The organism is Desulfothermobacter acidiphilus (assembly GCF_052073645.1).
Classification (GTDB): Bacteria; Bacillota; Desulfotomaculia; order Desulfotomaculales; family Ammonificaceae; genus Desulfothermobacter; species Desulfothermobacter acidiphilus.
Genome location: NZ_CM125440.1, coordinates 61,661 through 86,569 on the forward strand (window position 1 = coordinate 61,661; position 24,909 = coordinate 86,569).

Genomic DNA, 24,909 nt, shown 5'->3' on the forward strand with positions numbered 1-24,909 from the left:
ACTGTGGCTTTTGAGGGCCTAATGTTAGGGTTGGATTTCGGCAACTGCTATAGTACATGAGAGCGAAAAACATCCTTGCTGAAGGGGGAAAGAGCGCCCATGCGTCAGGTGCCCAGCGACTTGGAGATAGCTCAGGCTCACCGGCTAATTCCCATAAAGGACATCGCTGCGTCCATCGGTCTGGAGGAAGAGGACATCGAATATTACGGGCGGTATAAGGCCAAGGTGCGCCTGGAGGTCTTGGAAAAGTTCCGTGGCCGCCCCGATGGCAGGTACATAGACGTTACCGCCATCACCCCCACCCCTTTAGGAGAGGGGAAAACGGTTACCACTATCGGTCTTACCCAAGCCCTGGGCCGATTGGGGCAAAAGGTGATTTGCACTTTGCGCCAGCCCTCCATGGGCCCGGTCTTTGGGATTAAGGGTGGAGCAGCCGGTGGGGGGTACTCCCAGGTGGTGCCCATGGAGGACATCAACATTCACTTTACCGGAGACATTCACGCTGTAGGCCAGGCGCACAACCTTCTAGCCGCTATGATCGATGCTTCTCTCCTACACGGTAACCCTACTGGGCTCGACCCGTTAACCATTATGTGGCCCCGAGTGGTGGATGTTAACGACCGGGTTCTCCGGCAAGTGGTGGTAGGGCTAGGGGGACGTGAGAATGGTTATCCCCGGGAGACGGGTTTCGACATCACGGTGGCCTCGGAGGCCATGGCCATTCTAGCCCTCACCACTGGACTGCACGATTTGCGCCAGCGTCTAGGAAAGATCGTGGTGGGTTATAGCCACTCCGGGAAGCCGGTAACGGCGGAGGACCTGAAAGCGGCGGGAGCCATGACTGTTATCCTCAAGGAGGCGATTAAGCCCAACTTGGTGCAGACTCTAGAGGGCCAGGCCTGCCTGATGCACGCCGGCCCCTTCGCTAATATCGCGCACGGGCAGTGCTCCATTTTAGCCGACCTGATAGCGCTCAAGTTGGCCGATTACGTGGTCACCGAGAGCGGCTTCGGGGCTGACCTGGGCATGGAGAAGTTTATGAATATTAAGTGCCGTTACTCGGGACTCCGCCCCAACTGCGTGGTGGTCACCTGCACCGTGCGAGCTCTGAAGATGCACGGAGGCGTGGGCAATGTGGTGGCGGGCCGGCCTTTGCCGGAGGAGATCTTGAAGGAGAATGTACCGGCGGTGGAAAAGGGTTGCGCCAATCTTGCCCACATGATTCGCCTTGCTCGCTATTTCGGCGTCCCGGTGGTGGTGGCCATCAACCAGTTTACCACCGATACCGCGGCCGAGATCGAAGCGGTGCGGCAAAAAGCGCTGGAGGCTGGCGCGGAGGGCGCCTACCCCATAACGGTCTGGGCCGACGGCGGCGCTGGGGCGCTCGATCTGGCTCGGGCGGTGATGCAGGCTTGCGATAAGCCTTCGCACTTTCAATTCCTCTATCCCGACCACTTGAGCATCAAGGAAAAGATCGAGATCCTGGCCACCAAGGTGTACAATGCAGCGGGGGTGCGTTACGAGCCGCTGGCGGAAAAAAAGATCGCCCTTTTCGAGCAGCACGGATGGGGGCGGTTGCCCATCTGCATGGCCAAGACCCACCTTTCTATCTCCCACGATCCCAGCCATAAGAACGTGCCCGCTGACTATATCTTTCCCATCCGTGATATCCGGGCTTCGGTGGGGGCGGGGTTCCTCTACCCCCTGGCTGGAGCGATGCGGACCATGCCGGGGCTACCCTCCCAGCCAGCGGCCTTTAAGGTGGACATTGACGACCAGGGGCGCACGGTAGGTTTGTTCTAAACCGTCTCCCCCCAGAGTTTAGGACACTCTCGGCAAGGAGGAAAGAGCTCCTTTTGCCGGAAGGAGGCGCGGAAGCTCTGGTAAAGGGGGCTTGACCAGATCTCTTCCCAGGAGGACTGGCGTAGATCCCCCAGGATCAGCGGTTCGTAGGTGACTTTTTCCCCCTGGCGCGCAAAGGTGGGGTTAGTGGTCACCGGCAGGTTGGTGAAAGTGCAAGGAGATACCGTTCCCTTCACACCGATGAAGGCGGCGCGGAGGACATTTTCGGTGCAATAAAGGTTGTGCTTCCAGGGGTAGGGCAGGTGATAATGCACGGCCAGGCCGGATCGCCTCCCCGCCTTGATGGTTTGCTGCAAGATCTTTTTGATCCTGCCGAGCTCCTTTTTGTCCCGGGGGATAAGCGCTTCGCCAGATAGTTCCGGGGTGGGGACGAAGTCCAAAGTGCTGATCACCATCTCGTCAGCTCCGTGGCGGGAGAGCAACGGGGGAACCTGAGGGAGCTCTTCCAGGCCGGAACGCAGCAGCATGTAAGCGATGTGAAGACGGGGCAGCTTGCTCCCTCGCTGCTCCCGGAGCGTGGCCAAGGCGTGCAGGTGACGGAGCACTTCTTCCAGCCGGGTTCCCTGGCGTATCTGGTCGTTATGTTCCAGGCCGGCCAAGGAGAAGGCTACCACGTAGATACCCAGGTCTAGAATGGATTCCATTTTTTCCCGATTCAGCAGCATCCCGTTGGTGGTGAAGCCCACCTGGCTTCCGGTAGCCCGGATCCGGCGTGCCAGTTCAAAGAAATCAGGGTACATTAGCGGTTCCCCCCAGCCCTGGAGGTAAATCAACTCGGTGCGAGGAAAAACGGGGAACAGTCGTTCTATAACGTCCGGATCGAGATGCCGGTTGTCCCAGTGCTGGCGATAGACGGTGCGGGGGCAGTAAACGCAAGCAGCGTTGCAGTGAGAGGTTATCTCCAGCTGTAGCCAGTCGAAGCGCTCTTCCGGTATAGTGGGGAGCGAGTAATCTTCCATGTTGTCTGTGGCCTGGTCCGTAAAACCTGCATGGAGTTTAACTTCAGGCAGGGACCCCTTCGAACCAGGCGCGCACCTCCTTTTCTGGCTAGCTCTAGCTCCAAAGGGTCTGGGGATCTCATTCAGCGCGCTTGCGGAGAGGCTGTCCTCTCCCATTCCCAGAGTTCGCGGGGCGCTCGTTAGCACCCGCGACTTTTTCTCTTTAACAGTATACCAGACGCGATACCACACGCTAGCTGTCGAGGCCGATGTTTTTATTCGCGGAGCTTAAAAGTGGTGCTTGGCGTTTCGCAATTCGCTGCCATCAGCGGTGAAATAGGTAGCTGGTAGTGGTGAGACACATTATAGATACAGGATTTGCCCCCCCATCCCTACATGATCCGCAATAATTGACATGAATAAATAAATTATTGGATAAAATACGGCAACAATAGCTAAATTTCATTAGAAGTTTAGCTCGGAGGAGGGAAGAAGTTACGGAGGCTGAGGAGTTATTCAGGACTAAACGTCGAAGCACAAAAGTTGCTAGGGTTGGGAAGGATAACGTATAATTACAGGCGGAGCATAAAAACCTTGGCGGGAGTGGGTAGGAATCGAACCTACCGCGGGCGCGCTAAGCCCACCAGCTGGCTTTGAAGGCCAGGGGACCCACCAGGACCCATCCACTCCCGTACTCTCGCCTTCGATTATAGCCCTGGGGGTAAGGTCTTGTCAAATAGGGGTGCGAAGCAACTGAAGGTGGCTTGGGGTGCCAGTCGACGGTTAGCTCCCCGGGAGGCGGTTTACGAGGCCTGGAGGCAGGTGTTGCCGGGGGTAGAGGACCCCTCCCTTTTCTTATGCTTTTTCACTCCCAATTACTTTCCGGACCAAATTTTCGCCGAATTTAATTTTCTGCTGGAGCGTTTTCCCGGTTGGTGTCTGGCGGGGCTATCGAGCGCCGGCGTTCTGTCCCCCAGGGGGGTCTGCGAGCAGGGCCTGGTGGTGCTTCGCCTCTCCGGGGCGGGGTTAGTAGCGGCTACTTCCCTGGCCCGCTTAGAGCGCTGGCGCGCTTTCCGTTACGGGCAAGAGGCGGGAAGGAACTTGCAGGAAGATGGGATCGCTTCCCCGGGAACGATCTTTTTGTTTTACGACAGCTACGCCGAGGGGATTACGCCTTTTCTCTGGGGTTTGTACGATGCTCTAGGGCCGGGATTCGCCTACGTGGGTGGGGGAGGGGTCGCCTTGGGGAAAGGCTCGATCCAGTTAACGGAGAAGGGGTGGACTTCGGGGGGAGCGGTGGTGGCTGGGGTCAAGGGATTGGAAGTGACGGCGTTAGCTGATCATGGCTGGCGGCCTTGCTCTAATCCCTTCTTCATCACCCAGGCGCAGGGCCGGGTGGTGAAAGGTATCGACGGCTTCCCAGCTCGCGATCTCTATCTCAAGCTGGCAGGAGTCAAGGGGTGCAGCGTGGCTGAAGTCGGGTGGACCCGCCCGCTGGGTTTCCCCCGTTTGACCGGGGACTTTCTTCTGCGCGATCCTTTAAAGGAACTCCCAGACGGGTCGATAGAATTTGTTAGCGAGGTTCCTGCCCAGGGGGCGGCCTTCCTCATGGAGGCGTCCGGGTTGGAGGGAGTGACTGAGCGGGTGGTCAGGAGGGGGTTGGCTTTGCTCGGCGCTCCGCTGTTTGCTCTGTTGGTTTGTTGCTTTTCTAATTACCGGCTGGTGGGCGCCAGGGCCGTCTCTATGCCGCGCGAATGCCAGGGGATGCCTTGGGCGGGCTTTTTAAGCCTGGGAGAGATCGCAGCTACCGGTGGCGTTCCCCTGGTGCAGAATAGAACTGTGGCCCTGGCCTTGGGGAGGTAAGTGAAGTTTGGCGGTGCAACTTTCGCCCATGACGCTGGAGTTGCTGGCCCTGTACGAAATTACTAATTGGCGGTTTCCTCACTCGGAGGAAGAGATTCTTCTCTGGTTCATCGATAAGTCGAGCCGCCTTTTCGGGGTGACTGGCTTCTCTGTGGAAGCGTGGCTCACCGACTCCCCGGCGAAGCAGATATGGTCCTGGGGGGAGCTACTACTGGCACCGCGGCACGTTTACGCCTGGAAGGATGGAGAGTTGGAAATCCGGCTCACCTTTACCCGCTTCCGGGACTTCGAGGAGCAGGATCGGCGTTTGCTAAATGTGCTGGGCTGTCAGCTGGGCCAGCACCTGCGTACCCTCTATTGGTACCAGCGCTTGCAGTACCTTACTTGTCACGATTACCTCACCGGTCTTCCCAACCGCGCTTATCTGGAGACGGAGCTCGAGCGCCTGCGCGAAGCTCTGGTCTATCCGGTAAGCTTTATCGTTTGCGACCTGGATAATTTGAAGGTAACCAACGATAGCCGGGGGCATAGCTGCGGAGACGATCTCCTGAAGGCGGCGGCTCAAATCCTTCGCGAAGCGGTGCGGGAAGGAGATGTGGTGGCTCGCGTGGGAGGGGACGAATTTGTGGTGGTGCTTCCGCGAACCGACCGGCGAGCCGTGTTACAAGTGGTCCAGCGCATCCAGAGACGCGTATGGCAATACAACGCCCGGACCCCCTCTCTGCCTCTCAGCCTTTCGTGCGGCGCGGGAACGGCTTTTTCTCCCGAACTTTTGCGGCGAGGATTGGATGAGGCCGATCGCGCCATGTACTCTCAAAAGGTGCGGCGCAAGGAAGAACTCATGAAGATCGGCGTGGATCCCATTGGTGATCACATTCTTCGCAAGCGGCCCAAGGACGGCGGAGATAAAAAAGTAGATCTATGAACCACCATCCGGGTATGGCGGCCCAAAACAGCGGGCTCAGCAGGAAACCCCCCGCGCAGAGCAGAGCTGTGCCGCCGAAGCCGTAAAGGATAAACTTATCGTTCTGCCCCACTGGAACCACCCGCGAGGAACCGCATTTGGGACAGCGCAAGCTGGCCATTTTAGTCTAGCCTCCACGAGGTCTTTTTTTTATTATAGACGGAGATTGGGGCTTAAACCAAGCAAAAACAACGGGAGACGATTTGGCTCCGGTGATCTAATACCTGCTCAGAGCAGCAAAGGAGGCGGAGGATGTGAGGGATAATCGAGACCCCAACTTGCCGGCACGCCGCGGGGGGAAGCCGGTGCGGCAGTCGCGTTTGCCTTTCTCTCGACCTTCTCTGGGGCCGGCGGAGGAAGAGGCGGTGCTCGGAGCGTTGCGTTCGGGCCGGCTGGTGGAGGGAGAGCGGGTGAGGGCCTGTGAAGAGGCGCTAGCTCAATTCCTAGGGGTGCCGCATGTGGTTATGGTGTCGAGTGCAGCGGCGGCGCTGCACGCTGCTCTCTACGCAGTGGGGGTGAGTCGGGGAGACGAGGTGATTATTTCTCCCCTAGCGCCGGCCGAAGTGGGTAGCGCCGTTTTGTACCTAGGCGCCAGACCGATTTTCGCCGACGTGGACCCGTTTACCCTTACCTTGGACCCGGAGGAAGTCAGGCGTAATCTGACCCCAGGGACCCGCGCTTTGGTGGTGACGCATTACGCCGGTTTACCGGCCAAACTAGAGGAACTCGGTGCCCTGGCAGCGGAAAAGGGATTGGCTCTGATCGAGGACGTTACCTGCGCGTTGGGAGCCACCTACCAGGGGCACCCGGTGGGGAGTTGGGGGCAGTTGGCGGTCTTCTCCTTTTCTCCCGAAGCGGTGATTACCACCGGTACCGGTGGGGCGGTGGCGACTCGCGATCTAGAAACTTACCAATGGATCAAGCTCTTCACTTCTATGGGCACGGTGGGATCGTTTGATGGCTGGGTGCATAAAGAAGGCCCCTGGCATTTCGAGATTCAGGAAATTGGCTTCGATTACCGCGCCAACGAACTCCAGGGAGCTCTGGGAGAAGCCCAGCTGCGGCGCTTACCCGAGTTGCTAGACCGCAGGAGGAAATTGGCCGAGCGCTATCGAGAAGCGCTGGACGGTCTTCCCTTGCAGCAATTATTGGTGTCTCCGGAAGCGTGCCCGTCCTGGTGCTTCTACCCAGTACGCTTGGAATTGGAAGCGCTGGAGGTAGGCAGGGAAGAAATTTATCCGGCTCTGTGGGCGGAGGGCATCGAGGTGGGAGTGCATTATTATCCCATGTACCAGCATCCTCTCTACGGTTGGGTGGGGGACCCTAATGTGTGCACCTTGGGGCAAGCCCCTCCTTGCCCCAAAGCCGAGTCCATCTACCCGGAGCTCCTTTCGCTCCCCCTCTATCCCGCCATGAGCGAGTCTGAGCAAGGGGAAGTGATCGCGGCGCTTCGCAAGGTGCTTAATTATTATCGAAAAGGCTCTTAATCGGTGGGAGTAGTTTTCTCGGTACGGCACCAAGCCAAAAGCTCGTTGAAGCTACCTATCCCCAGCTTGCGGTAGATAAACTTGCGGTAAGTTTTCACCGTGTAAACGCTAAGGTTGAGGTAAGCGGCGATTTCCTCGTTGGTCAGGCGCCGCAGTAGAAGCAGCAAAATTTCTCTTTCCCTGGGAGAAAGGCGGCGTTCCGCGGCGGGAGGTAACGTGACCATTTCGCCGGGGAGCGCTGCTTCTTTTTTCAGTAACCAGAGCAGGGTTTGGAGGAAGCTGACGGCGAACCCGAGCTCTCTCTCCGCGTGCAAGGAAAGGTCGAGGTAACCAGCTACGGAGGCATCGGGTCCCTGCACCGGGGCGGCCACACACCACCAGTAGTGGAACATACGGCAATAATGCTGCTCTCCTCGCACCGCCACCAGCCGTCCCAGCCGGCGCGCCATTACCAGGGCGTTGGTGCCGCAGCTTTCTTCAGTGAAGACAGTGCCGGGGCGGATGCCCATGGCGGCCGCCGCTCTGACGATGCTGGGCGAGGCGTAAACCCGCAGGGTGACCAGTTCTGGTTCGCAGAGGATGCAAAGAAAATTGCGCTGGGGATCGGAAGCGCAGATGGGTTGCACGATGCTATCCGCTAGCGCTAGTAGCTCGCGGTTTTCGGCCAGACGGGCGGCCAGGGCGTTGTGGTCCAAGACTAGGCGAGGTTTTTCTAAATCCACCGCTAAATTACAGGAGCGGCAGCGTTCATAGGAAGCTTCTAACTCCTCAGGAGGGCAGAGAAAAGCTGCATAATCTTCATCGCAAGGGCCACTGGCGCGATCGAAAGGGACCAATGGCAATCCTCCAGTCTGGCGCGGGTTTTTTATCACTATAGCAACCAGAGCTGGAGCGTGGCAAGCCACTCTGCAGAAAAAAACTGGGGGAGGAGGAAGCACGAAGACCTGTCATGCTTCCTCTTATGGGGTGAAACCTTAAATATCTTTATTTTTGCGGCCCTTATAATTTTACGTTAGCGCCCCGGAATCGGGCAATTACCCAAAAACGGGGTAGGGGATTATAAACCCAGTAGGCGAAGTGTCTTTAGTACCGGGGTAGCGGGCTTTTGGTCCTCAGCTCCAGTTTATTCGAAGTCCACCAAAAAAATTTCCATTGTCTACATGCAGGAAGCAGGAATTGGTCATTAATTGTCGAACAGAGTATGAATAGTTGGTGGTTTGTGGAGAAATTTGTCGAAAGGGGTAAGGGGCGAATGGAATTGTTTGCTTCCCCGGTGCAGACGGCGCTGCTGCGTTCGCTGGATGCCTCCGCACTGAGGCAGCGAGTGATCGCCGATAACCTGGCCAATGTGGACACTCCGGGCTTTAAGAAAGGGGAGGTGAGTTTCGAGGCGGAGCTCCGCCGCGCCCTGGACCCGTCTCTGCCGCTGAAAACCACTGATCCCCGCCACTTCCCTGCTCCAGTCCCCGTCGAATTGCTCCACCCGCGCGTGCAACGCGATTATTTTACCAGTATGCGTCCCGATGGCAACAACGTGGATGTGGACGAGCAGATGGTCAACCTGGTGGTTAATGGGCTCAATTATCACGCGCTGATCCAATTGGCTTCCGGGCGTTACTCCAGCTGGCACTACCTTATCAACGGAGGTCGCTAGAGGAGGTGTGACCATTGGCTTTCCTGGACCCTTTTCGCATTAGTGGCTCTGGTTTGACGGCCGAGCGCCTACGTCTCGACCTGGTGGCCAATAATTTGGCCAACATTGATACTACCCGGGCGCCGGGCGGCGGCCCTTACCAGCGTCGTTTTCCGCTCTTCGCGCAGGTGCTGGAAGCGCGGAGAGAGGGCTTGGCCGGGATGGGCGTGCGGGTGGTGGCGGTGGTGGGTGACCCCAGTCCTTTCCGGACGGTGTACGACCCTCATCATCCTGATGCCGACGCTCAGGGCTATGTGCGTTACCCCAACGTCAACGTGGCCGACGAGGTGGTGGATATGGTGGGAGCCGCCAGAGCCTACGAAGCCAACGCCACCGTGCTGGAAACGGCCAAAGAGATGAACCGGCAAGCCATCGAGTTGGGACGAGCTTGATAGGGAAGGGGATGGATTTATGGCGATTACTCCGATAAGTTGGGCGGCAGGCGTAGAGTCTCCCTCCGTAATGGCGGGGGGGAAGAAAGTTTCTTTCGCCGACCACCTGAATCGCTTTCTTGACCAGCTGGAGCAAAGCCAGAACAAGGCTAACGCCACTTTACGCGATTTCCTCACAGGCGAGGCCGAGCTACACACGGTTATGATCGCGGCTCAGGAGGCCCGCCTGTGGCTGGAATTGAGTGTGCAGCTACGCAATAAGCTGGTGGAATCCTATCAGGAAATATCTCGTATGCAGATTTGAGCGTAAGGGGAAGGGATGGGGTTGGCGACCAAGCCAGTGTGGGAGCGGTGGAAGGAGCGCTGGGCTGGCTTCACCCCGGCCCAGCGGGTGGCTCTGGCGGTAGCTGGGGCGGCGCTTGTTGTTTGCTGCGTCTGGCTCCCTCTTTATCTGTCTCAGTTAAATTACGCGCCGCTCTTTAAAGGTTTGCTTCCAGAGGACGCTGGGGCTGTGGTGCAAAAATTGGAGGAGATGAAGATCTCCTACCGGATGACCGAGGGCGGAACCACCATCCTGGTGCCCAGGGATCAGGTCTATAAAGTGCGGGCCGAACTGGCGGCTAAAGGAGCGCTGCCCGGAGCAGGAAAAGGGTTCGAGCTCTTCGACAAAACTCGTCTGGGAGTGACTGACTTCGAGGAGCAGGTGAATTACCAGCGGGCGCTGCAGGAGGAACTGCGTCGCACCATCATGCAATTCCAGGGAGTGGAGGATGCCAGGGTGCATCTAGTTTTGCCGCCTCGCAGCCCCTTTGTCACTGAGCCTCCTAAGCCCTCTGCTTCGGTAGTGCTCAAGCTCAAGCCCTTGGTGAAGCTTGGGCCGGAGCAGGTGCAAGGGATCGTGGCTCTGGTTAGCGGAGCGGTGCAGGGACTCAAGCCCGACGAGGTGCGGGTGGTTGATACCCGGGGCGAGGTGCTGACCCCGCCAGTTCAGGGCGGAGATTTGGTCCTGGTGCGGAACCAACAGGAAATGGTGCTGGCCTTTGAGAGAGAGTTGGAGCGGCGGGCCAGGAACTTGCTGAACCAGATTCTGGGACCGGATAAAGCGGCGGTCATGGTCAACGCTGACTTCGATTTTAGCCGCAAAGAGGTGATCACGGTGCTTCCCCAGGGCCAGGTGCCGGTCAGTGAGCGTACGGTGACTGAGCAGGGGGCAGCTCAAGGAGCTGGGGGCGCGGCCGGAACCCCTTCCAATGTAGCCCCCCCTTATCCCACGGGAGCTGTGGGCGGGCAAAATTACTCCAAACAGGAGACCACTCGCAACTTCCAGGTGGGCGAGCGGAAGGAGCAAACTATTGAGGTGCCAGGCCGGCTCAGCCGCCTAACCGCTTCGGTGGTGGTGGACGGCAATCTGGACCCGGCCACCATGCAGAAAGTGCAGAATCTGGTGGCGTCGGCCCTGGGCTACAACGCGCAGCGGGGAGATCAGATCACGGTGGACAGTTTTCCCTTCGATCGCACCTTCCAGCAGCAAGCGGAAGCACAAATGGCTCAGGCGGAGGCCAAGGCTCGGGAAGAGGCGGCTCGGAAGCGGCTTTACACTCTGGCAGGAGCAGGGTTGGGAGCCTTCTTCTTGCTGATGGTGTTCCTGTTGCTGCGGCGGCGCTGGCGTCGCGCCCCCGAAGTCCCAGCGGGGGAGGAAGTGGTGCCGGTGGCTGTCACCGCTGTGCCACCCCCTCCCACCGACGAGAAGTTTGCCCAGGTAAAGGAGCTCACGGAGAAGCGACCGGAAGAGGTGGCAGAGATTGTCAAGGTGTGGCTTCGCTCCGAGGAGTAAGAGGTGAGGTAGGTCATGGCCAAGCAGATCAATCTAAAGGGCTTGCAAAAGGCGGCGGTCTTGCTACTGACCTTGGGCACCGATCTTTCAGCCAAGGTGCTGCGCCACGGTTTTTCTGAGGCCGAGATCGAGCAGCTTACCTACACCATCTCCAACCTGGGTCGGGTACCCCAAGAGGTGCGCGATGGGATTCTGGAGGAGTTTCTGGAATTGCAGGAGGCGCGAGCTCACATCATCCACGGCGGAGTCAAGCGCGCTCGGGAAATATTGGAGAAAGCGGTGGGCCCGCATAAAGCTGAGGAGATCATAAGAAGGCTGACGCAGACGGCGGCCATCATTCCTTTCCGCACCTTGCGTAAAGCCGATCCCCGGCACCTCTTCAATTTTCTCCGCAACGAGCACCCGCAGACCATCGCTCTGGTTTTGGCGCACCTGGATGCCGGTCAGGCAGGAGCTATTCTTTCCGCCTTGCCTCCTGAACTCCGGGTGGACGTGGCCCGCCGCATCGCCATTATGGAGCGCACTTCGCCCGAGGTAATCAACGAAGTGCAACGGGTGCTAGAGCAGAAACTCTCCACCGTCTTCGCTCCCGAGCAGTCGCAGGTGGGCGGCATCGAATCGCTGGTAACCATCCTCAATATGGTGGACCGCGCCACCGAGAAAAACCTGCTGGAGGAGTTGGAGGCCCGCGATCCGGCGCTGGCGGACGAGGTGCGGAAGCGGATGTTTGTTTTCGAGGACATAGTCAAGCTGGACGATATGTCCATTCAGCGGGTGTTGCGGGAAGTGAATATGAAGGATTTGGCGGTGGCTCTCCGGGGCGCTACCGAAGAGGTGAAGAACCGCATTTTCCGCAATCTATCCCAGCGAGCGGGAAAGATGCTCAAGGACGAACTCGAGTACATGGGGCCGGTGCGCCTGCGCCAGGTGGAAGAGGCGCAGCAAAAGATCGTGAAGATTATTCGCTCTTTGGAAGAGGCGGGCGAGATAGTGATCGCAAGGGGGGGCGAAGATGCCTTGGTCTTATAATTCCCGGGTGCTCCAGCGGTGGGAGAGCGGCCGGATAAGCTTGCGTTCCCTCCCGCTGAAGGAGCTCTCCCCACCTTCACCGGTGAAAGAGCCGGAGGAGCCGGAAAGCGCTCCCTCGGAGGAGGAGCTCCTGGCCGCGCTCCGGGCGGAGGTCGAAGCCCAGGTGGCCCGAGCTCGGGAGGAAGCGGGGCGGATACAGAAGGAGGCCGAAGCTCGGCTAGCGGCGGCGCGGTTGGAGGCGGAGGAGCTGGTGCAGCGGGCGCGTCAGGCGGTGGCGGCAGCCGAGGAGGAGCGCCGCCGTCTACTGGAGCAACTCGAGCCGGAACTGTTAGAACTGGCGGTGGCCATGGCCCGGCGCCTGGTGGCGGCTGAGCTGCAGCTGCACCCGGAGGCGGTGCTGAATCTGGTGCGAGAGGCCCTCTCCCTGGTGCGCGACCGCTCCTACTTCCTGATCTTGCTACACCCGGAGGATCTAGAGCTGTGCCAGGCGCATCGCCAGGAATTGGAGTCTCTGCTCCCGGAGGGGGCGGCGCTGCACTTACTGCCGGATCCGCGCCTGAACCGGGGTGAATGTCAAGTGGAGACCGATCAGGGTGTGGTGGATTCCACTTTCAAGGCGCGCTGGGAGACCCTGATGGAAAGTCTGAAGGGGGTGTGAGCTTGCTCGATCTGGCGGCTTGCCGGCGCCGGGTAGAAGAACTTCCTTATCTCTGCCAGCCGGTGGGGGTAGTGAGCAAGGTGGTGGGGCTAACTCTGGAGGTTCGCGGGATAAAACCTTCGGTGGGCGAAGTCTGCCTGGTGGAACTGGTTCCTGGTAAGCATGTGGTAGCCGAGGTGGCCGGTTTCCGGGAAGAAGTGGTTTTACTCATGCCCTTTGGCGAGCTGGCCGGCGTCCGCCCTGGTTGCCGCGTTTACCCGCGCCGTCGCTCCTTCACCGTCCGGGTGGGAGAGCATTTACTGGGTAGAGTGCTCAACGGCCTGGGCGAGCCCATCGATGGCAAGCCCCTTCCTTCCGGCGCGCCGCTTCCGGTCAACAACCGCCCTCCTTCCCCCCTGGCCCGGCGCCGCATCGAAGAAGTCTTCGCCACTGGGGTGCGAGCCATCGACGCCTTCATCACCTGCGGCCGCGGGCAGAGGATCGGGATTTTCGCTGGCAGCGGGGTGGGTAAGAGTACCCTCTTGGGCATGATTGCCCGTTTTGGCAGCGCCGATGTTAACGTGATTGCTCTGGTGGGGGAGCGGGGACGCGAGGTGCTGGAGTTTATTGAGAAGGACCTAGGTGAGGAGGGGCTGGCCAAGTCGGTGGTGGTGGTGGCTACTTCGGATGAGCCGGCGCTTTTGCGGTTGCGGGCAGCTTTCGTCGCCACCACCATCGCGGAGTATTTCCGGGACACGGGGCGGCACGTGCTCTTGCTCATGGACTCCCTGACGCGTTTCGCCTTCGCTCAGCGGGAGGTGGGATTGGCAGTGGGAGAGCCGCCCACCACCCGGGGCTACACTCCTTCGGTCTTTGCCTTGTTGCCCCGCTTGCTGGAGCGGGCTGGCAACGCGGCCAGAGGTTCCATCACCGGTTTCTACACGGTGCTGGTGGAGGGAGACGATTTAAACGAACCCGTGACCGATGCCGCACGGAGCATATTGGACGGGCATATCGTGCTGAGCCGAGAATTGGCCCAGGCTAACCATTATCCGGCTATCGACATACTGGCCAGTGTGAGCCGACTCATGAACTCGGTGGTGGCTCCGGAGCACCGGGAGAGGGCTGATTACCTTCGCAGCTTGCTGGCCGCCTATCGGCAGGCCGAAGACTTGATTAACATCGGTGCTTATGTTGCTGGCTCCAATCCCACCGTGGACCGGGCTATCACTGTCTACCCGGCCCTCAACGCTTTTCTCCGGCAGAAACCGGAAGAGTATTGTTCTTTCTCCGAATGCGTTGGCAACCTGTCTCGGCTGGTGGAAGGAGGAAGGTAAGCTTGAAGCGCTTCGTTTTTCGCTTGGAAACCGTCTTGCGCGTGCGAGCGGCGGCCGAAGAAAGGGAGATCGTGGAGCTGGCCCGGCGGATCAATTGCACCCGGGAGGAAGAGGCCCAGCTGGGGCGCCTGGCTGATCTTTATGAAGCTTCGCAGGAGGAAGCTGGAGAGGATTGGTGGGATCGACTGCAGTGGTTCTGCTACCGGGAGCAGCTACGCCAGGAGATCCGGCGCGTGGCCCAGGCCCTGGAGCAAGCCCAGAGGGCGGAAGCGGAGCAGCGGGAGAGCGTGCTGACGGCTCGCCGGGAGCGCTTAACCGTGGAAAAGCTCAAGGAGCGCCGCTACGCTGCCTTCCGAGCGGAAGAGAGGCTGCGGGAAAACCGCCAACTGGATGAGGTGGCGTGCCTATCTTTCAACCACCGCTGGCTAGAAGAAAGGAGGTGAAAGGCCGTGGAAATTAACGGGGTGGCTCCCGCTACCGGCAACTCTTTAATCCGTCCGGCTTCCCCAGATCAGGAGATAGCGGACTTCGCCACCGTGCTCTCTTCTCTCCTGCTGGCCCTGCTGGCCATAGCGCCCGCCGGGGAAGCGGTGTCGGAAGGCGATCAGGCCGAGAATTCTTCCTCGATCGGTGGGGGGTTAAGGAGTCCGGGCGAGGAGGCGTTTTCCTTAGAGACGGAGCCGCCTGCTCCTTCCTCTCCCGCCTCCGCTTCACCTGGAGTTTCCGGGGCTTCAGCGGCGCCATTGGGTGGGTTACTCGCGTCTTCTCCGCCGGCGGGAAGGTTGGCGGTCGGGTTACCGGTCTTCGCTTCTCCGGCAGCGCTTTTTCTAGGGAAGGCAACGGGGAGTCCGGGCGAAGAGGTGTTTTCCTTAGAGACGGAGCCGCCTGCTCCTTCCTCTCCCGCCTCCGCTTCACCTGGGGTTTCCGGGGCTTCAGCGGCGCCGTTGGAGGGGTTACTCGCGTCTTCTCCGCCGGGAGAGGCGGTGACCGGGGAGCCTCCGGCGCTTTTACCCCGGAGCTCTTATCTTTATTCCGCTTTGCTGGCCTCTGCACCCCCGGCGACGCAGGGGGCTTCCGTAGCCGGCGTTGAGACCGCGCCCATCTCCGGTGGAGAGGTAGAACGAGCGGTGTCGGAACCGCTCAGGCAGGTAGAGCAAAGCTTGCGGGTAGAAGAGCGTTGCGCTCCTTCTTCACCGCCTCTACTTTTCGGTGACAGCGCGAAAGCGGCGCTGGAACAGCCCTGCCCACCGGAGTTCCTTCCCCAGCGGCTGACACAAGAGATTTTGAGCCGCGTCACCTCCTGGCATCGGGAGGGGGAAGTTTTGCAGCTGCAACTCAAACTGGAGCCTCCGGAACTGGGGCGCATTGTAGCCCACCTGACTTTAACGGAGGGAAAGCTGGAGCTCCACTTCTGGGCTCCCGAAGCGGGCATCAAAGAGGTTATCCTTCACACCCTGCCGGAGCTCCAGCAACAGCTGGCGCGAGTCGGGGTGTCGCTAGGAGAGGTGGCGGTGTTGGTAGATGCGGGTGGGGGGCATCAACTGCCGAGAGACCAGGGGCAGCCGGCCCGGACGGCGTTGCGGGTAGCGGTGCCAGAGGAGCGCACTGAAGAAGGGGAAAAGGGTTTCAATTACTGGGTGTGAACAGGGAGGTGAAGGTGTGGACGTTAACGCCATAATGGCCACCCCGGCCGGGGCGGCGGGTGTTGCCGGAGCTTCTTTTTCCCGTTGGGACAAGGACACTTTCCTCAAGATATTAGTGGCCCAGCTCAGCCACCCCGACCCCTTCTCGCCCCCCAAGCCGGAAAATATCATTGCCGAGATGTCCAGCCTGGCTCTTTTAGAGCAGATGACGCGCTTGACCTCCAGTCTGGACAGCTTCAGCAAGTGGATGGAACTGGGTCAGGGGGCCGGTTTAGTGGGGAAGAAGGTGGCGGTAGAAGCGAGCGGTTCGGCAGTAACGGGAGCGGTGGAAAAAGTTCGGCTGGAGGATGGAAAGATTCGCCTGGTGATCGAAGGCCAGGAGTATCCTCTGTCGGCGGTCAAGGAAGTCTGGTAAAAGGGAGGGATTTACCTTGCTACGTTCGCTTTTTTCCGGAGTTTCCGGGCTGAGGGTGCACCAGGTGCGTATGGATGTTGTTGCTAACGATATCGCCAACGTCAACACCACGGGTTTCAAGGCGGCCAGGGCCAACTTCCAGGATATTCTCTCCCAGACCCTGGGGCGCTCGGCGGTCAATACCACCCAGGTGGGCCTGGGCGTGAGTTTAGCGGCCATCGACAACATCATGACCCAGGGGGCGCTCCAGACCACCGGCCGGGCCTTGGACCTGGCCATCGAAGGGAACGGGTTTTTCGCCGTGAAGGATGTCAATGGCAACATCTATTACACCCGCGACGGCACGTTTTACATTGACAAGGAAGGTTACCTGGTAAACGCCCAGGGCTACAGAGTGCAGGGTGTTTTAGCTACTGTCGATACCACTAAAAGTCCTCCTACTATTACCAAAAACGGTACTGGAGATATTCAAATAGTTAGCACCGATAGTGGAAATCCACCCGCTCCGGACAAAATTCAGTCAATCTCTATAGGCTCCAACGGCGAACTTTCTTTAATTCCTTCTAATCTAACCATAAAGATTGGCAATAGCGTTCCTGCAAATAACCAACGCGCCTACATCGGCCTGGCCATATTCGCCAATCCGGAGAGCCTGCAGAGGGTGGGGGGGAACCTCTGGGACATAACCCCCAACGTTACTGCTTGGCGTGACAGTAATGGGAACCTGAACTCAGACCCCAGCACGCTCAAGGATAATAATGGAAATTCCGTTGTCCTCGACGTCGGCGGAACTGACGGCCGCGGGTATGTCCGCTCTGGTTTCTTGGAGATGTCCAACGTGGACCTGGCGCAGGAGTTCACCAACATGATCATCACCCAGCGGGGCTACCAGGCCAACGCCCGGGTGATCACCACTTCCGACGAGCTCCTCCAGGAGTTGGTTAACCTCAAACGCTAAGCGTGGGTGATAAATTTGGCGGATAAGGCTAAGAAAAGCAAGCGAGGTTTTATCCTCCTCCTGGTGGTGGCACTGCTGGCCGTGGGGGGTGGCGTTTTTCTGGGAGTGAAGCTGGTGGCAGGCAAAAAACCTTCCCCGCCTCCCCCGCCCCCCCTCAAAGCGATTTCCCTCGATAGCATCGTAGTCAACCTGGCGGACCACGACACCAATCATTATTTGCGAGTGACAGTGGTGCTGGCTGTGCCGGCGGAGGAGAAAGTAGCTAAGGAGGTCGAGGCCAAGAAAGTGGAGCTCCGGGACCTAATCATCCAGTTTCTTCGGCATAAGACCTTCGCCGAGGTGATGCAGCCCGACTATCCTTCCCGGCTCAAGGACGAACTCCGGGAAAAGTTTAACGCTTATCTGGGCGGGGATAAGGTGAAGGAGGTCTACTTCACCGAGTATCTGGCCCAGTAGGGGGCAAATTATGCAGGCAAAAGTATCTAAAGTGGTGTTCCACCCCTTCGCGGCGGAGAAAACCTGGAAACCACAGGTCACCACTGCCCTGGAACTCTTGCAGGAGGTGACTCTGGAGTTAACGGCCTTGCTGGGGCGTTCCACTCTGACGGTGCAGGAGCTCCTGGGGCTGCGGGAGGGATCGGTCATTCGCCTGGATCGAGTAGCTGGGGAGGCGGTGGACCTGCTGCTGGATGGTCAGGTTTTCGGGCGGGGGGAAGTGCTGGTGATCAACGACCGCTTTGTGGTGCGGTTGCTGCAGGTTTTCCCTTCCCCGGGGATTGGCTCAGAAGGCGGGGAGGATAAGGGTGAGTAAGGAAATTTGGTGGGCTTTAGTCAAACTCATCGTATTTCTGCCACTAGTGCTGGGGCTCATCTATCTGACCCTGCGCTACGGTTGGGGCCACCGCTTTCTTCCCGGCCGGCGAGGGCAGTACCTGGAGGTGGTGGAGCAGATACCTCTGGGGCCCAAAGCGGTCTTGACCTTGGTCCGGGTGGGAGATCGCTATTACCTTATCGGGCACGGGGAGGGAGCGGTCAATTTGCTCCGGGAGTTAGAGGGGAAATACCAACCACCGGCCACGGAACCCTTTGCCCAGCACCTTAATCATTGGGTGAAGCGCTGGCAGGAGGGGAAGCGCCGTGCCTCCGATTAATCTGGACAATCCGGTTCAAGTGGTGGATGTGGTGAAGATTCTGCTCCTCCTCACCATCCTTTCCCTGGTGCCGGCTATCCTAATCTTGATGACCTCATTCACCCGCATCGTGATCGTGCTTTCTCTCCTCCGCAACGCTTTGGGCACTCACCAGGCTCCGCCCAATCAGGTGCTGGTGGGACTGGCTCTTTTTCTCACCGTCTTTATCATGGCCCCGGTTTACGAGCGCATCAATCGGGAAGCGATCCAGCCTTATCTGGCTAACCAGATAACTCGCCAGGAAGCCGAGGTGCGGGGTCTGGCTCCTGTGAAAGAGTTTATGTTACGGCAGGTGCGGGAGAAGGATCTGGCACTGTTCGTCAACCTAGCCCATATCCCTCAGCCGGTTGATCGGGAGGCGATTCCCTTGCGGGTGCTCATCCCTGCTTTCTTGATCAGCGAACTCAAAACCGCCTTTGCCATGGGGTTCCTTTTGTATTTGCCCTTCTTGGTGATCGACATGGTGGTGGCCAGCGTGCTCATGTCCATGGGCATGTTCATGCTGCCCCCGGTGATGATTTCGCTTCCTTTCAAGCTCCTGCTATTCGTGCTGGTGGACGGCTGGTACCTAGTGGTCAAATCACTGGTGGAGAGTTTCCACTGAGGGGGTGGGTAAATGTCACAGGCCATGGCGCTGGATATGGTGAACAAGATGCTGTTTCTGGTATTGCTGCTGGCGGGCCCTGCTCTGCTGGTCAGCGCTCTGGTTGGTTTGGTGGTGGGCATCCTCCAAGCCACCACTCAGATCCAGGACCAAATGATCTCCTTTGTGCCTAAGATCGTGGCGGTGTTCCTAACCCTGGCCCTGGGTTTTCCTCTCTTCATGCGTTTGCTGATCGCCTTCACTCAAGAAGTTATGACCCGCTTCGCCGGGCTGACGGGAGGCTAACGCGATGCCGGAGGCGCTGGGCCACGTTTATTTACTTTACCTTCTGGTGGGGGCGCGCCTACTGGGGTTCACTCTTGCCTTTCCTCCCCTGGCCCTGCCCGGTTTGCCGGTGCTTTGGCGCCTGGGAGTGGCGATGGGCCTTTCCCTTATGGTTGCACCTTTGCTGCCACCGAACCAGACTTGGCCCACCGGGGCCTGGGGGTGGATATGGTGGTGGATGGTGGAGCTAGTAGTTGGCCTGGCCCTCGGATTCGTTGCTGGTATAGCCTTTCAGATCTTGAGGACGGCCGGTTATATCATGGGGCTGCAGATGGGGTTTGGCATGGCGGAGCTCTTAACTCTTGGAGGGGCGCAGGACACTATGCTGGCCCAATTTCTCTTTTTGCTGGGGACGGTGCTCCTCTTTTCCACCGACGCCTACCAGTTGGTGATCGAGGCTCTGGTGCGTAGCTATCAATTGTTGCCGCTGGGGGGGGCGGTGATGAAGGGGGGGACAGCCTGGCTGGTTACCCAGTTGGTGGGAGGATTATTGTCCGCCTCTCTGCAACTGGCCGCTCCGGTGCTGGCGGTGACGGTGCTGATCGACGCCTCTCTGGGGTTGATGGTGCGAATGGTGCCCCAGATAAACGTGTTCATGCTGGGGTTTCCGCTCAAGATCGGGGCTTCGTTGCTCCTGCTGGGGCTGCTATCCACTGCTCTGGGGACGGTGATCGGAAAGTTGTTACTGGAGATTTCCCACGATATGACATTGTTGGTCAGGGGGTTGAGCTAGGTGGGACTGTTGGGTTCGGGACAAGATAAAACCGAGCCCGCTACTCCTCGAAGACTGCAGGAGGCAAGGCGTAAGGGGCAGGTGGCTCGCTCTGCCGAGTTGACCGGGGCGCTGCTTTGCCTGGCGGCGGTCCTGCTTTGCTACTGGCTCAAGGAGAGGGCGCTCTTGACCCTGGCCCAGAACCTGCATCACTCCTTCGCTTCGCTGAACGAGGATCTGACGATCGCGGCGGCCACCGCGGCGCTGGCCTTCTGGGGCCGGGTGCTGCTGGAAATGCTAGCTCCTTTTTTTCTGCTGGCTTTGGTGCTGGCCGTGGGAGTCAATTTGGCCCAAGTGGGGTTTGTCTTTTCGCCTTCGCTGGTCATGTTCCAGCTGGATCGGATTAATGTGTTGCGGGGGCTGGGGCGCATATTTTCGTCGTCGGGTTTAGTGGAGCTGGGCAAGGCCTTTTTCAAGCTGCTGCTGGTGGGCGGGGTGGCCGGGATGGTCGTCTGGCAGGAGCTGCCTCGCTTCTTTTTGCTGCTAGAAATGCCTCCGCTGGCTGGTTTCTCCCTGATGTCAGGAGCGCTATTGCGCCTGGGGCTTACAGTGGCCATGGCCTACGCGGTGCTGGGGGTTCTGGACTTTTTCTACCAGCGCAACCGCTACCGCAAGGAACTCATGATGACTAAAACCGAGGTGAAAGAGGAGTTTCGCCAGACCGAAGGCGACCCTCTTATGAAGGGCTGGATAAGGCGGCGATTGCGCCAACTCTCGCTGAACCGCATTCGCGAGGTGGTGCCCCGAGCCACGGTGGTGATAACCAACCCGGTGCACCTAGCAGTGGCCCTGAAGTACGAGCCGCCTATGAACGCACCTCAATTGGTGGCCAAGGGCGCGGGGGTGCTGGCGCAGCGAATCAAGGAACTCGCCCGCGCCAGCGGCGTGCCGGTGGTGGAAAACCCCCCAGTGGCTCAGTTTTTGTACCGGCGGGTGGAGGTGGGGCAGGAGATCCCCCCTGCCCTGTATCAGGCGGTGGCGGAGATCATTGCGCTGGTCTATCGTCTCCGACGTCGGGAACACGGAGGTTAGAGTAGATGCGTTCGAGTATTTACGCTGCGGCGGAGAGGGTGTTTAGTCGCTACGGGGATCTTTTGGTGGCGGGAATGGTGGTGGGCTTGGTTTTGCTCATCATTGTTCCCTTACCCCCCGTGGTGCTCGATTTGCTTTTGCTCAGCAACCTGGCTTTGAGCATGGTGATCCTGCTGGTGACTTTGTTCACCGTGGAGCCTTTGCAGTTTTCTGTCTTTCCCACGGTCTTGCTGGTGCTCACCCTCTTTCGTTTGGCGCTGGAGGTGGCGGCCACCCGCCTCATTCTGGGGCAGGCTTCGGCCGGGGCAGTTATCCACGCTTTCGGCAGCTTTGTAGTCGGGGGAAGTTACGTGGTGGGTTTCGTCATCTTCCTCATCATTACCGTGGTGCAATTCGTGGTGATAACCAACGGCGCTAACCGGGTGGCGGAGGTGGCGGCTCGCTTTTGCCTGGATTCCCTGCCGGGCAAGCAGATGGCCATTGATGGGGACTTCAATTCTGGACTGATCACCGAAGCCGAGGCCCGGGAGCGCCGGCGGCGCTTGCAACGCGAGGCCGACTTTTTCGGAGCCATGGACGGCGCGGCCAAGTTCGTGCGCGGCGACGCTATTGCCAGCCTGGTGGTCATCCTCATCAATATCCTGGGCGGTTTCGTGGTGGGAGTGGCCATCAGGGGGATGGAGTTCACTACTGCCCTACGCACTTACACCCTTCTAACCATCGGCGAGGGATTGGTAACCCAGATCCCTGCCCTGTTGGTTTCCACCTCGGCGGGGGTTCTGGTCACTCGCTCCGGGGCAGAGGCCGCTTTCGGTCAGGAGCTCCCGCGTCAGCTGGCCGCCTTTTCCCGCCTTCTGTTTGTTGCTGCTGCCATTTTCCTTCTCCTGGCCCTGGCACCTGGCCTTCCCCACCTGCTTCTGCTGGGCATCGGCGGAGTTACCGGAGCTCTGGGGTATTTCCTGGAGGAGGAGCGCAAGCGGCGGGTGCCGGCCAAGCCAGCCGAACCACCCCGGGAAAAGAGGGTGGAACCGGAGAATGTTCTCACCTATTTCCAGGTGGAGCCTTTGGAAATAGAGCTGGGTTACGGTTTAGTGCCGCTGGCCCAAGAGGAACAGGGCGGGGATTTGCTGGCCCGGGTAGCTGCGGTGCGAAGACAAAGCGCAGCGGAGCTGGGGCTTTACGTTCGTCCGGTGCGTATCCGAGACAATCTCCAGCTTCCTCCCAACGTTTACATCTTCCGCCTGCGCGGGGTGGAGGCGGGGCGGGGGGAACTCCTGCCGGGTTACCTTCTGGCGGTGAGCCCGATGGGGGAAGCGCAGCTGGACGGCATCGCCACCAAAGAGCCGGTTTTTGGCCTGCCCGCCTGGTGGATTCCTCCATCGGATAAGGCTAAAGCGGAGGCCCTGGGCTTCACTGTGGTGGAGCCGTCGGCGGTGCTGGCCACCCACCTGGCCGAATTCATCAAGCAAAATGCTGCTCAGTTGCTGGGTCGCCAGGAAGTGCGCGAGTTGCTGGACGCGGTTAAAGAAAGGTATCCCGCCCTGGTGGAGGAGTTAGTGCCGGGCCTTCTGGGTCTGGGGGAGGTGCAAAAGGTGTTGCAGGGACTACTGGAAGAGCGGGTGCCGGTGCGGGACCTGGTAAGCATTCTGGAGGCTCTGGCTGACGCCGCCCCGCTCAGCCGCGACCCCGATTTCCTGTTGGAGCAAGCGCGGGCGGCCATGGCGCGGGTCATAACCCAACAGTATGCTCGGGAGGGTAAGCTTGCGGTGCTCACCCTGCACCCGCGCTGGGAAGAAAGGCTTTTCCAGGCCAAGGAGGAGGGGAAGGTGCTCGATCCGAAAGAGTTGCAACGCTTGCTGGAGAAAGTAGGACAAGCGGTGGAGGGCGCTTTGCGCCGCGGTTTGCCCCCGGTCATTCTTTGCGCTCCGGGGGCGCGTCTGCTGCTGCGGCGCTTGGTGGCGCCCAAGTTCCCCCAGGTGGCAGTCATCTCTTACCGGGAAGTTTGGCCGCAGGTGGCGGTGGAAGCGGTGGGGACGGTGGACTGGAATGCGGGTTAAGAAGTATCGGGCGCGAGATATGCAGGAGGCCTTAAGCTTCATCCGGCGCGATCTGGGGCCGGAAGCGGTGATCATCTCCACCCGGAGGGTGAGGGGTCTGCCCCGCTTCTGGGAGAGTTGCCTGGAGGTGGTGGCCGCGGTGGACGAACAGCGGCGGGAGGAGAGCTCCTCCATGGGCTGGTTGGAGCGAGAACTGACCGAAGTAAAAGCGTTGATCCACCGGCTGGCCCAGCGACCGCAAGAGGAGGTGCCACGCTCGCTTTCACCCGGGGCACGGCGCTGGCAGGAATGTCTCGCGGCCCTGGAGGTGGAAAACGAACTCCTGGGACTAATCTTGCAAAGGCTGGACGGTGACGGGGAGGAGCCAGCGTTGGAGGAAAGCATTGCGGAGCTAATAAGTCCTTTTTACTCGGTTGGGGAACTGGAGCGGGTGCTAGCCCTGGTAGGCCCCACCGGGGTGGGGAAAACCACCACCCTGGCCAAGTTAGCAGCGCGGCTGAGCCTTTACCAGCACCGCCGGGTAGTGTTGCTCACCATTGATACTTACCGCATCGGGGCGGTGGAGCAGCTCCGCACCTACGCCGAGGTTATGGGGCTGCCTTTCGGCGTGGCCATGACTCCGGCTGAGTTAAGCGATCTGCTACAGCGTTATCCGGAGGCGGATCACTTCTTAGTGGACACTGTGGGGCGCCCCGGTCGTAGAGGGGAAGAAATCGCTGAACTCCGGGAGTTTTTGCAGGTGCTCCCTCCTTCCCGAGGTGTGGGCTTGGTGCTGAGCCTTAACACCCGTTACCGGGATATGGTGCGGACGGCGGAGGCTTTCCGCGAACTGGGCTATAACAAGCTGGTCTTCACTAAGCTGGACGAGACCGATTCCTGGGGGGCTATGCTCAGCCTGGTTTACCGCCTGCGGGTCCCCGCCCTCTATATCACCACTGGGCAAAGTGTTCCGGACGATATCGAGTTCCTCAGCCCCCGCAGGCTGGCTCGGCTGTTGGTCGAGAGGGGAGAGTGTCATGCGCGATCAGGCACATAAGCTTAAGACCCTGGTGACCCGGCGGCAAAAGGCTGGTTCACGCGTGCTGGCCATCACTTCCGGTAAAGGAGGGGTAGGCAAGACCAGCCTGGCGGTCAATCTCGGTATCCTGTTGGCTCAGAGGGGCCACCAGGTCATCCTTTTCGACGCCGATCTGGGCCTGGCCAACGCCGAAATCTTGCTGGGGGTGAGCTCTAATTGCACTCTCTACGATTACTTGTATCGAGGCCGCCGAGTGGAGGATTTGCTTCACCCGGTTCCGGGAGGGTTGAGGCTTATCTCCGGAGGGTCAGGAGTGCAGGAATTAGCCCAACTGAACGAGCAGGGAAGGGAAAGACTGCTGGCCCTGCTGCTTTTCCTCCAATCCGATACCGACTTTTTGCTGGTGGATACCGGGGCAGGAATCGATTCGCTGGTTTTGGATTTCGTGGCTGCGGCCGAAGAGGTCTTGTTGTTGCTAACCCCCGAGCCCACCTCTCTGACCGATGCTTACGCCTTGCTGAAAGTGCTACAGCGGCGGGGACCGATGCCCAGGGTGTTTCTGGTGGTCAACCGCGCCAGCGGGCGGGAAGCCGAGCGGGTAGCTTCGCGGCTCCAGCTGGCCTGCCGCCACTTTTTGCAGTGGGAGCCGGTTTATCTAGGCTTCTTGCCGGAAGATCGCAACGTGGGGCAGGCGGTTAAGGAGCAGCACCCTCTGGTGTTGCGCTTCCCCTTCGCTCCCGCCGCTCGCCAACTGGAAAAGATCGCTAGTCAGCTGGAGGGGAAGTCCGCTTGCGACCGGGGCCTGGATGGCTTTTTCCGCCGTCTGTGCAAGATCTTTACTTAAAAGGAGGGGAAAAGG

At 59.4% G+C, this 24,909-nt stretch carries 26 protein-coding genes, 1 tRNA gene and 2 pseudogenes; 26 read left to right on the top strand and 3 right to left on the bottom strand.

Annotation, left to right across the window (positions count from 1 at the left end):
* Window positions 1-108 precede the first annotated feature (108 nt).
* Window positions 109-1,803 carry a formate--tetrahydrofolate ligase gene (locus ACTLLP_RS00385; RefSeq protein WP_441061522.1) on the top strand — a complete coding sequence of 565 codons (1,695 nt, stop codon included), beginning with the start codon at window positions 109-111 and terminating at the stop codon, window positions 1,801-1,803.
* Here the strand turns inward: ACTLLP_RS00385 and ACTLLP_RS00390 are convergent.
* Window positions 1,800-2,822, bottom strand: a complete 1,023-nt coding sequence (locus tag ACTLLP_RS00390) for a radical SAM/SPASM domain-containing protein (protein ID WP_441059685.1) — start codon at window positions 2,820-2,822, stop codon at window positions 1,800-1,802. The two genes, ACTLLP_RS00385 and ACTLLP_RS00390, sit on opposite strands and share 4 nt — an antisense overlap.
* 574 nt (window positions 2,823-3,396) lie before the next feature.
* Window positions 3,397-3,492: transfer RNA gene (locus ACTLLP_RS00395), tRNA-Sec, on the bottom strand.
* Between the two features lie 38 nt (window positions 3,493-3,530).
* Here ACTLLP_RS00395 and ACTLLP_RS00400 point away from each other — a divergent pair.
* The 3 genes from ACTLLP_RS00400 (at window position 3,531) to ACTLLP_RS00410 (ending at window position 7,115) form a co-directional block, all read left to right on the top strand.
* Window positions 3,531-4,664, top strand: a complete 1,134-nt coding sequence (locus ACTLLP_RS00400; protein WP_441059687.1) for an FIST signal transduction protein — start codon at window positions 3,531-3,533, stop codon at window positions 4,662-4,664.
* A gap of 13 nt (window positions 4,665-4,677) precedes the next feature.
* Window positions 4,678-5,589, top strand: coding sequence for a GGDEF domain-containing protein (locus ACTLLP_RS00405; protein ID WP_441061524.1), 912 nt, complete (start codon window positions 4,678-4,680; stop codon window positions 5,587-5,589).
* A gap of 293 nt (window positions 5,590-5,882) precedes the next feature.
* Window positions 5,883-7,115 carry a DegT/DnrJ/EryC1/StrS family aminotransferase gene (locus ACTLLP_RS00410; protein ID WP_441059689.1) on the top strand — a complete coding sequence of 411 codons (1,233 nt, stop codon included), beginning with the start codon at window positions 5,883-5,885 and terminating at the stop codon, window positions 7,113-7,115.
* On the opposite strand, the gene ACTLLP_RS00415 is transcribed toward ACTLLP_RS00410, so the two are convergent.
* Complete coding sequence (locus tag ACTLLP_RS00415; protein WP_441059691.1) at window positions 7,112-7,951, bottom strand: helix-turn-helix transcriptional regulator; 840 nt, start codon at window positions 7,949-7,951, stop codon at window positions 7,112-7,114. The two genes, ACTLLP_RS00410 and ACTLLP_RS00415, sit on opposite strands and share 4 nt — an antisense overlap.
* 416 nt (window positions 7,952-8,367) lie before the next feature.
* Between ACTLLP_RS00415 and flgB the strand changes: the two genes are divergently transcribed.
* From flgB to ACTLLP_RS00525, 22 genes and pseudogenes are all read left to right on the top strand, one after another.
* Window positions 8,368-8,769, top strand: a complete 402-nt coding sequence (flgB, locus tag ACTLLP_RS00420; protein ID WP_441059693.1) for a flagellar basal body rod protein FlgB — start codon at window positions 8,368-8,370, stop codon at window positions 8,767-8,769.
* 14 nt (window positions 8,770-8,783) lie between these two features.
* On the top strand, window positions 8,784-9,200 hold the full coding sequence (gene flgC, locus ACTLLP_RS00425; RefSeq protein ID WP_441059695.1) for a flagellar basal body rod protein FlgC: 417 nt from the start codon (window positions 8,784-8,786) through the stop codon (window positions 9,198-9,200).
* A gap of 19 nt (window positions 9,201-9,219) precedes the next feature.
* Complete coding sequence (fliE, locus tag ACTLLP_RS00430; protein WP_441059697.1) at window positions 9,220-9,504, top strand: flagellar hook-basal body complex protein FliE; 285 nt, start codon at window positions 9,220-9,222, stop codon at window positions 9,502-9,504.
* Between the two features lie 21 nt (window positions 9,505-9,525).
* Window positions 9,526-11,034 (top strand): flagellar basal-body MS-ring/collar protein FliF, encoded by a 1,509-nt coding sequence (gene fliF, locus ACTLLP_RS00435; protein WP_441059699.1) that lies wholly within the window; start codon window positions 9,526-9,528, stop codon window positions 11,032-11,034.
* 15 nt (window positions 11,035-11,049) lie between these two features.
* A complete protein-coding gene (fliG, locus tag ACTLLP_RS00440; protein ID WP_441059701.1) occupies window positions 11,050-12,063 on the top strand; it encodes a flagellar motor switch protein FliG in 1,014 nt (337 codons plus the stop codon).
* Window positions 12,047-12,721, top strand: a complete 675-nt coding sequence (locus tag ACTLLP_RS00445) for a FliH/SctL family protein (RefSeq protein WP_441059703.1) — start codon at window positions 12,047-12,049, stop codon at window positions 12,719-12,721. The genes fliG and ACTLLP_RS00445 overlap by 17 nt, the downstream gene beginning before the upstream one ends.
* The gene (gene fliI / locus ACTLLP_RS00450) at window positions 12,718-14,037 is read left to right on the top strand and encodes a flagellar protein export ATPase FliI (protein ID WP_441059705.1); all 1,320 of its coding nucleotides are present in this window, start codon (window positions 12,718-12,720) and stop codon (window positions 14,035-14,037) included. Before ACTLLP_RS00445 ends, fliI begins: the two co-directional genes overlap by 4 nt.
* A 2-nt stretch (window positions 14,038-14,039) precedes the next feature.
* Window positions 14,040-14,480: a flagellar export protein FliJ gene (locus tag ACTLLP_RS00455; RefSeq protein ID WP_441059707.1), complete on the top strand. Its 441-nt coding sequence runs from the start codon at window positions 14,040-14,042 to the stop codon at window positions 14,478-14,480.
* A 6-nt stretch (window positions 14,481-14,486) separates the two neighbouring features.
* Entirely contained in the window at window positions 14,487-15,680 is a 1,194-nt protein-coding gene (locus ACTLLP_RS00460; RefSeq protein ID WP_441059709.1) for a flagellar hook-length control protein FliK, read from the top strand.
* 16 nt (window positions 15,681-15,696) lie between these two features.
* Window positions 15,697-16,095, top strand: coding sequence for a flagellar hook capping FlgD N-terminal domain-containing protein (locus ACTLLP_RS00465; protein WP_441059711.1), 399 nt, complete (start codon window positions 15,697-15,699; stop codon window positions 16,093-16,095).
* Window positions 16,096-16,111: 16 nt separating this feature from the next.
* A pseudogene (locus ACTLLP_RS00470) lies at window positions 16,112-16,636 on the top strand (flagellar hook-basal body complex protein); the annotation flags it as partial.
* Window positions 16,637-16,912: 276 nt separating this feature from the next.
* Window positions 16,913-17,053 (top strand): annotated as a pseudogene (locus tag ACTLLP_RS00475) (flagellar basal body rod C-terminal domain-containing protein); the annotation flags it as partial.
* A 15-nt stretch (window positions 17,054-17,068) separates the two neighbouring features.
* Entirely contained in the window at window positions 17,069-17,509 is a 441-nt protein-coding gene (locus ACTLLP_RS00480) for a flagellar basal body-associated FliL family protein (RefSeq protein ID WP_441059713.1), read from the top strand.
* A gap of 10 nt (window positions 17,510-17,519) precedes the next feature.
* Window positions 17,520-17,864, top strand: a complete 345-nt coding sequence (locus tag ACTLLP_RS00485) for a FliM/FliN family flagellar motor switch protein (protein WP_441059715.1) — start codon at window positions 17,520-17,522, stop codon at window positions 17,862-17,864.
* Window positions 17,857-18,204 (top strand): flagellar biosynthetic protein FliO, encoded by a 348-nt coding sequence (gene fliO, locus ACTLLP_RS00490; protein WP_441059717.1) that lies wholly within the window; start codon window positions 17,857-17,859, stop codon window positions 18,202-18,204. Before ACTLLP_RS00485 ends, fliO begins: the two co-directional genes overlap by 8 nt.
* Window positions 18,191-18,847, top strand: coding sequence for a flagellar type III secretion system pore protein FliP (fliP, locus tag ACTLLP_RS00495; RefSeq protein ID WP_441059719.1), 657 nt, complete (start codon window positions 18,191-18,193; stop codon window positions 18,845-18,847). The genes fliO and fliP overlap by 14 nt, the downstream gene beginning before the upstream one ends.
* A gap of 12 nt (window positions 18,848-18,859) precedes the next feature.
* Window positions 18,860-19,132: a flagellar biosynthetic protein FliQ gene (locus ACTLLP_RS00500; protein ID WP_441059721.1), complete on the top strand. Its 273-nt coding sequence runs from the start codon at window positions 18,860-18,862 to the stop codon at window positions 19,130-19,132.
* Window positions 19,133-19,136: 4 nt separating this feature from the next.
* Window positions 19,137-19,904, top strand: a complete 768-nt coding sequence (locus ACTLLP_RS00505) for a flagellar biosynthetic protein FliR (protein WP_441059723.1) — start codon at window positions 19,137-19,139, stop codon at window positions 19,902-19,904.
* Window positions 19,905-20,975, top strand: a complete 1,071-nt coding sequence (locus tag ACTLLP_RS00510; RefSeq protein WP_441059725.1) for an EscU/YscU/HrcU family type III secretion system export apparatus switch protein — start codon at window positions 19,905-19,907, stop codon at window positions 20,973-20,975.
* A gap of 5 nt (window positions 20,976-20,980) precedes the next feature.
* The gene (gene flhA / locus ACTLLP_RS00515) at window positions 20,981-23,032 is read left to right on the top strand and encodes a flagellar biosynthesis protein FlhA (protein WP_441059727.1); all 2,052 of its coding nucleotides are present in this window, start codon (window positions 20,981-20,983) and stop codon (window positions 23,030-23,032) included.
* Window positions 23,022-24,068, top strand: coding sequence for a flagellar biosynthesis protein FlhF (locus tag ACTLLP_RS00520; protein ID WP_441059729.1), 1,047 nt, complete (start codon window positions 23,022-23,024; stop codon window positions 24,066-24,068). The genes flhA and ACTLLP_RS00520 overlap by 11 nt, the downstream gene beginning before the upstream one ends.
* Window positions 24,049-24,894 (top strand): MinD/ParA family protein, encoded by an 846-nt coding sequence (locus ACTLLP_RS00525; protein WP_441059731.1) that lies wholly within the window; start codon window positions 24,049-24,051, stop codon window positions 24,892-24,894. The genes ACTLLP_RS00520 and ACTLLP_RS00525 overlap by 20 nt, the downstream gene beginning before the upstream one ends.
* The last annotated feature ends 15 nt before the right edge of the window (window positions 24,895-24,909 follow it).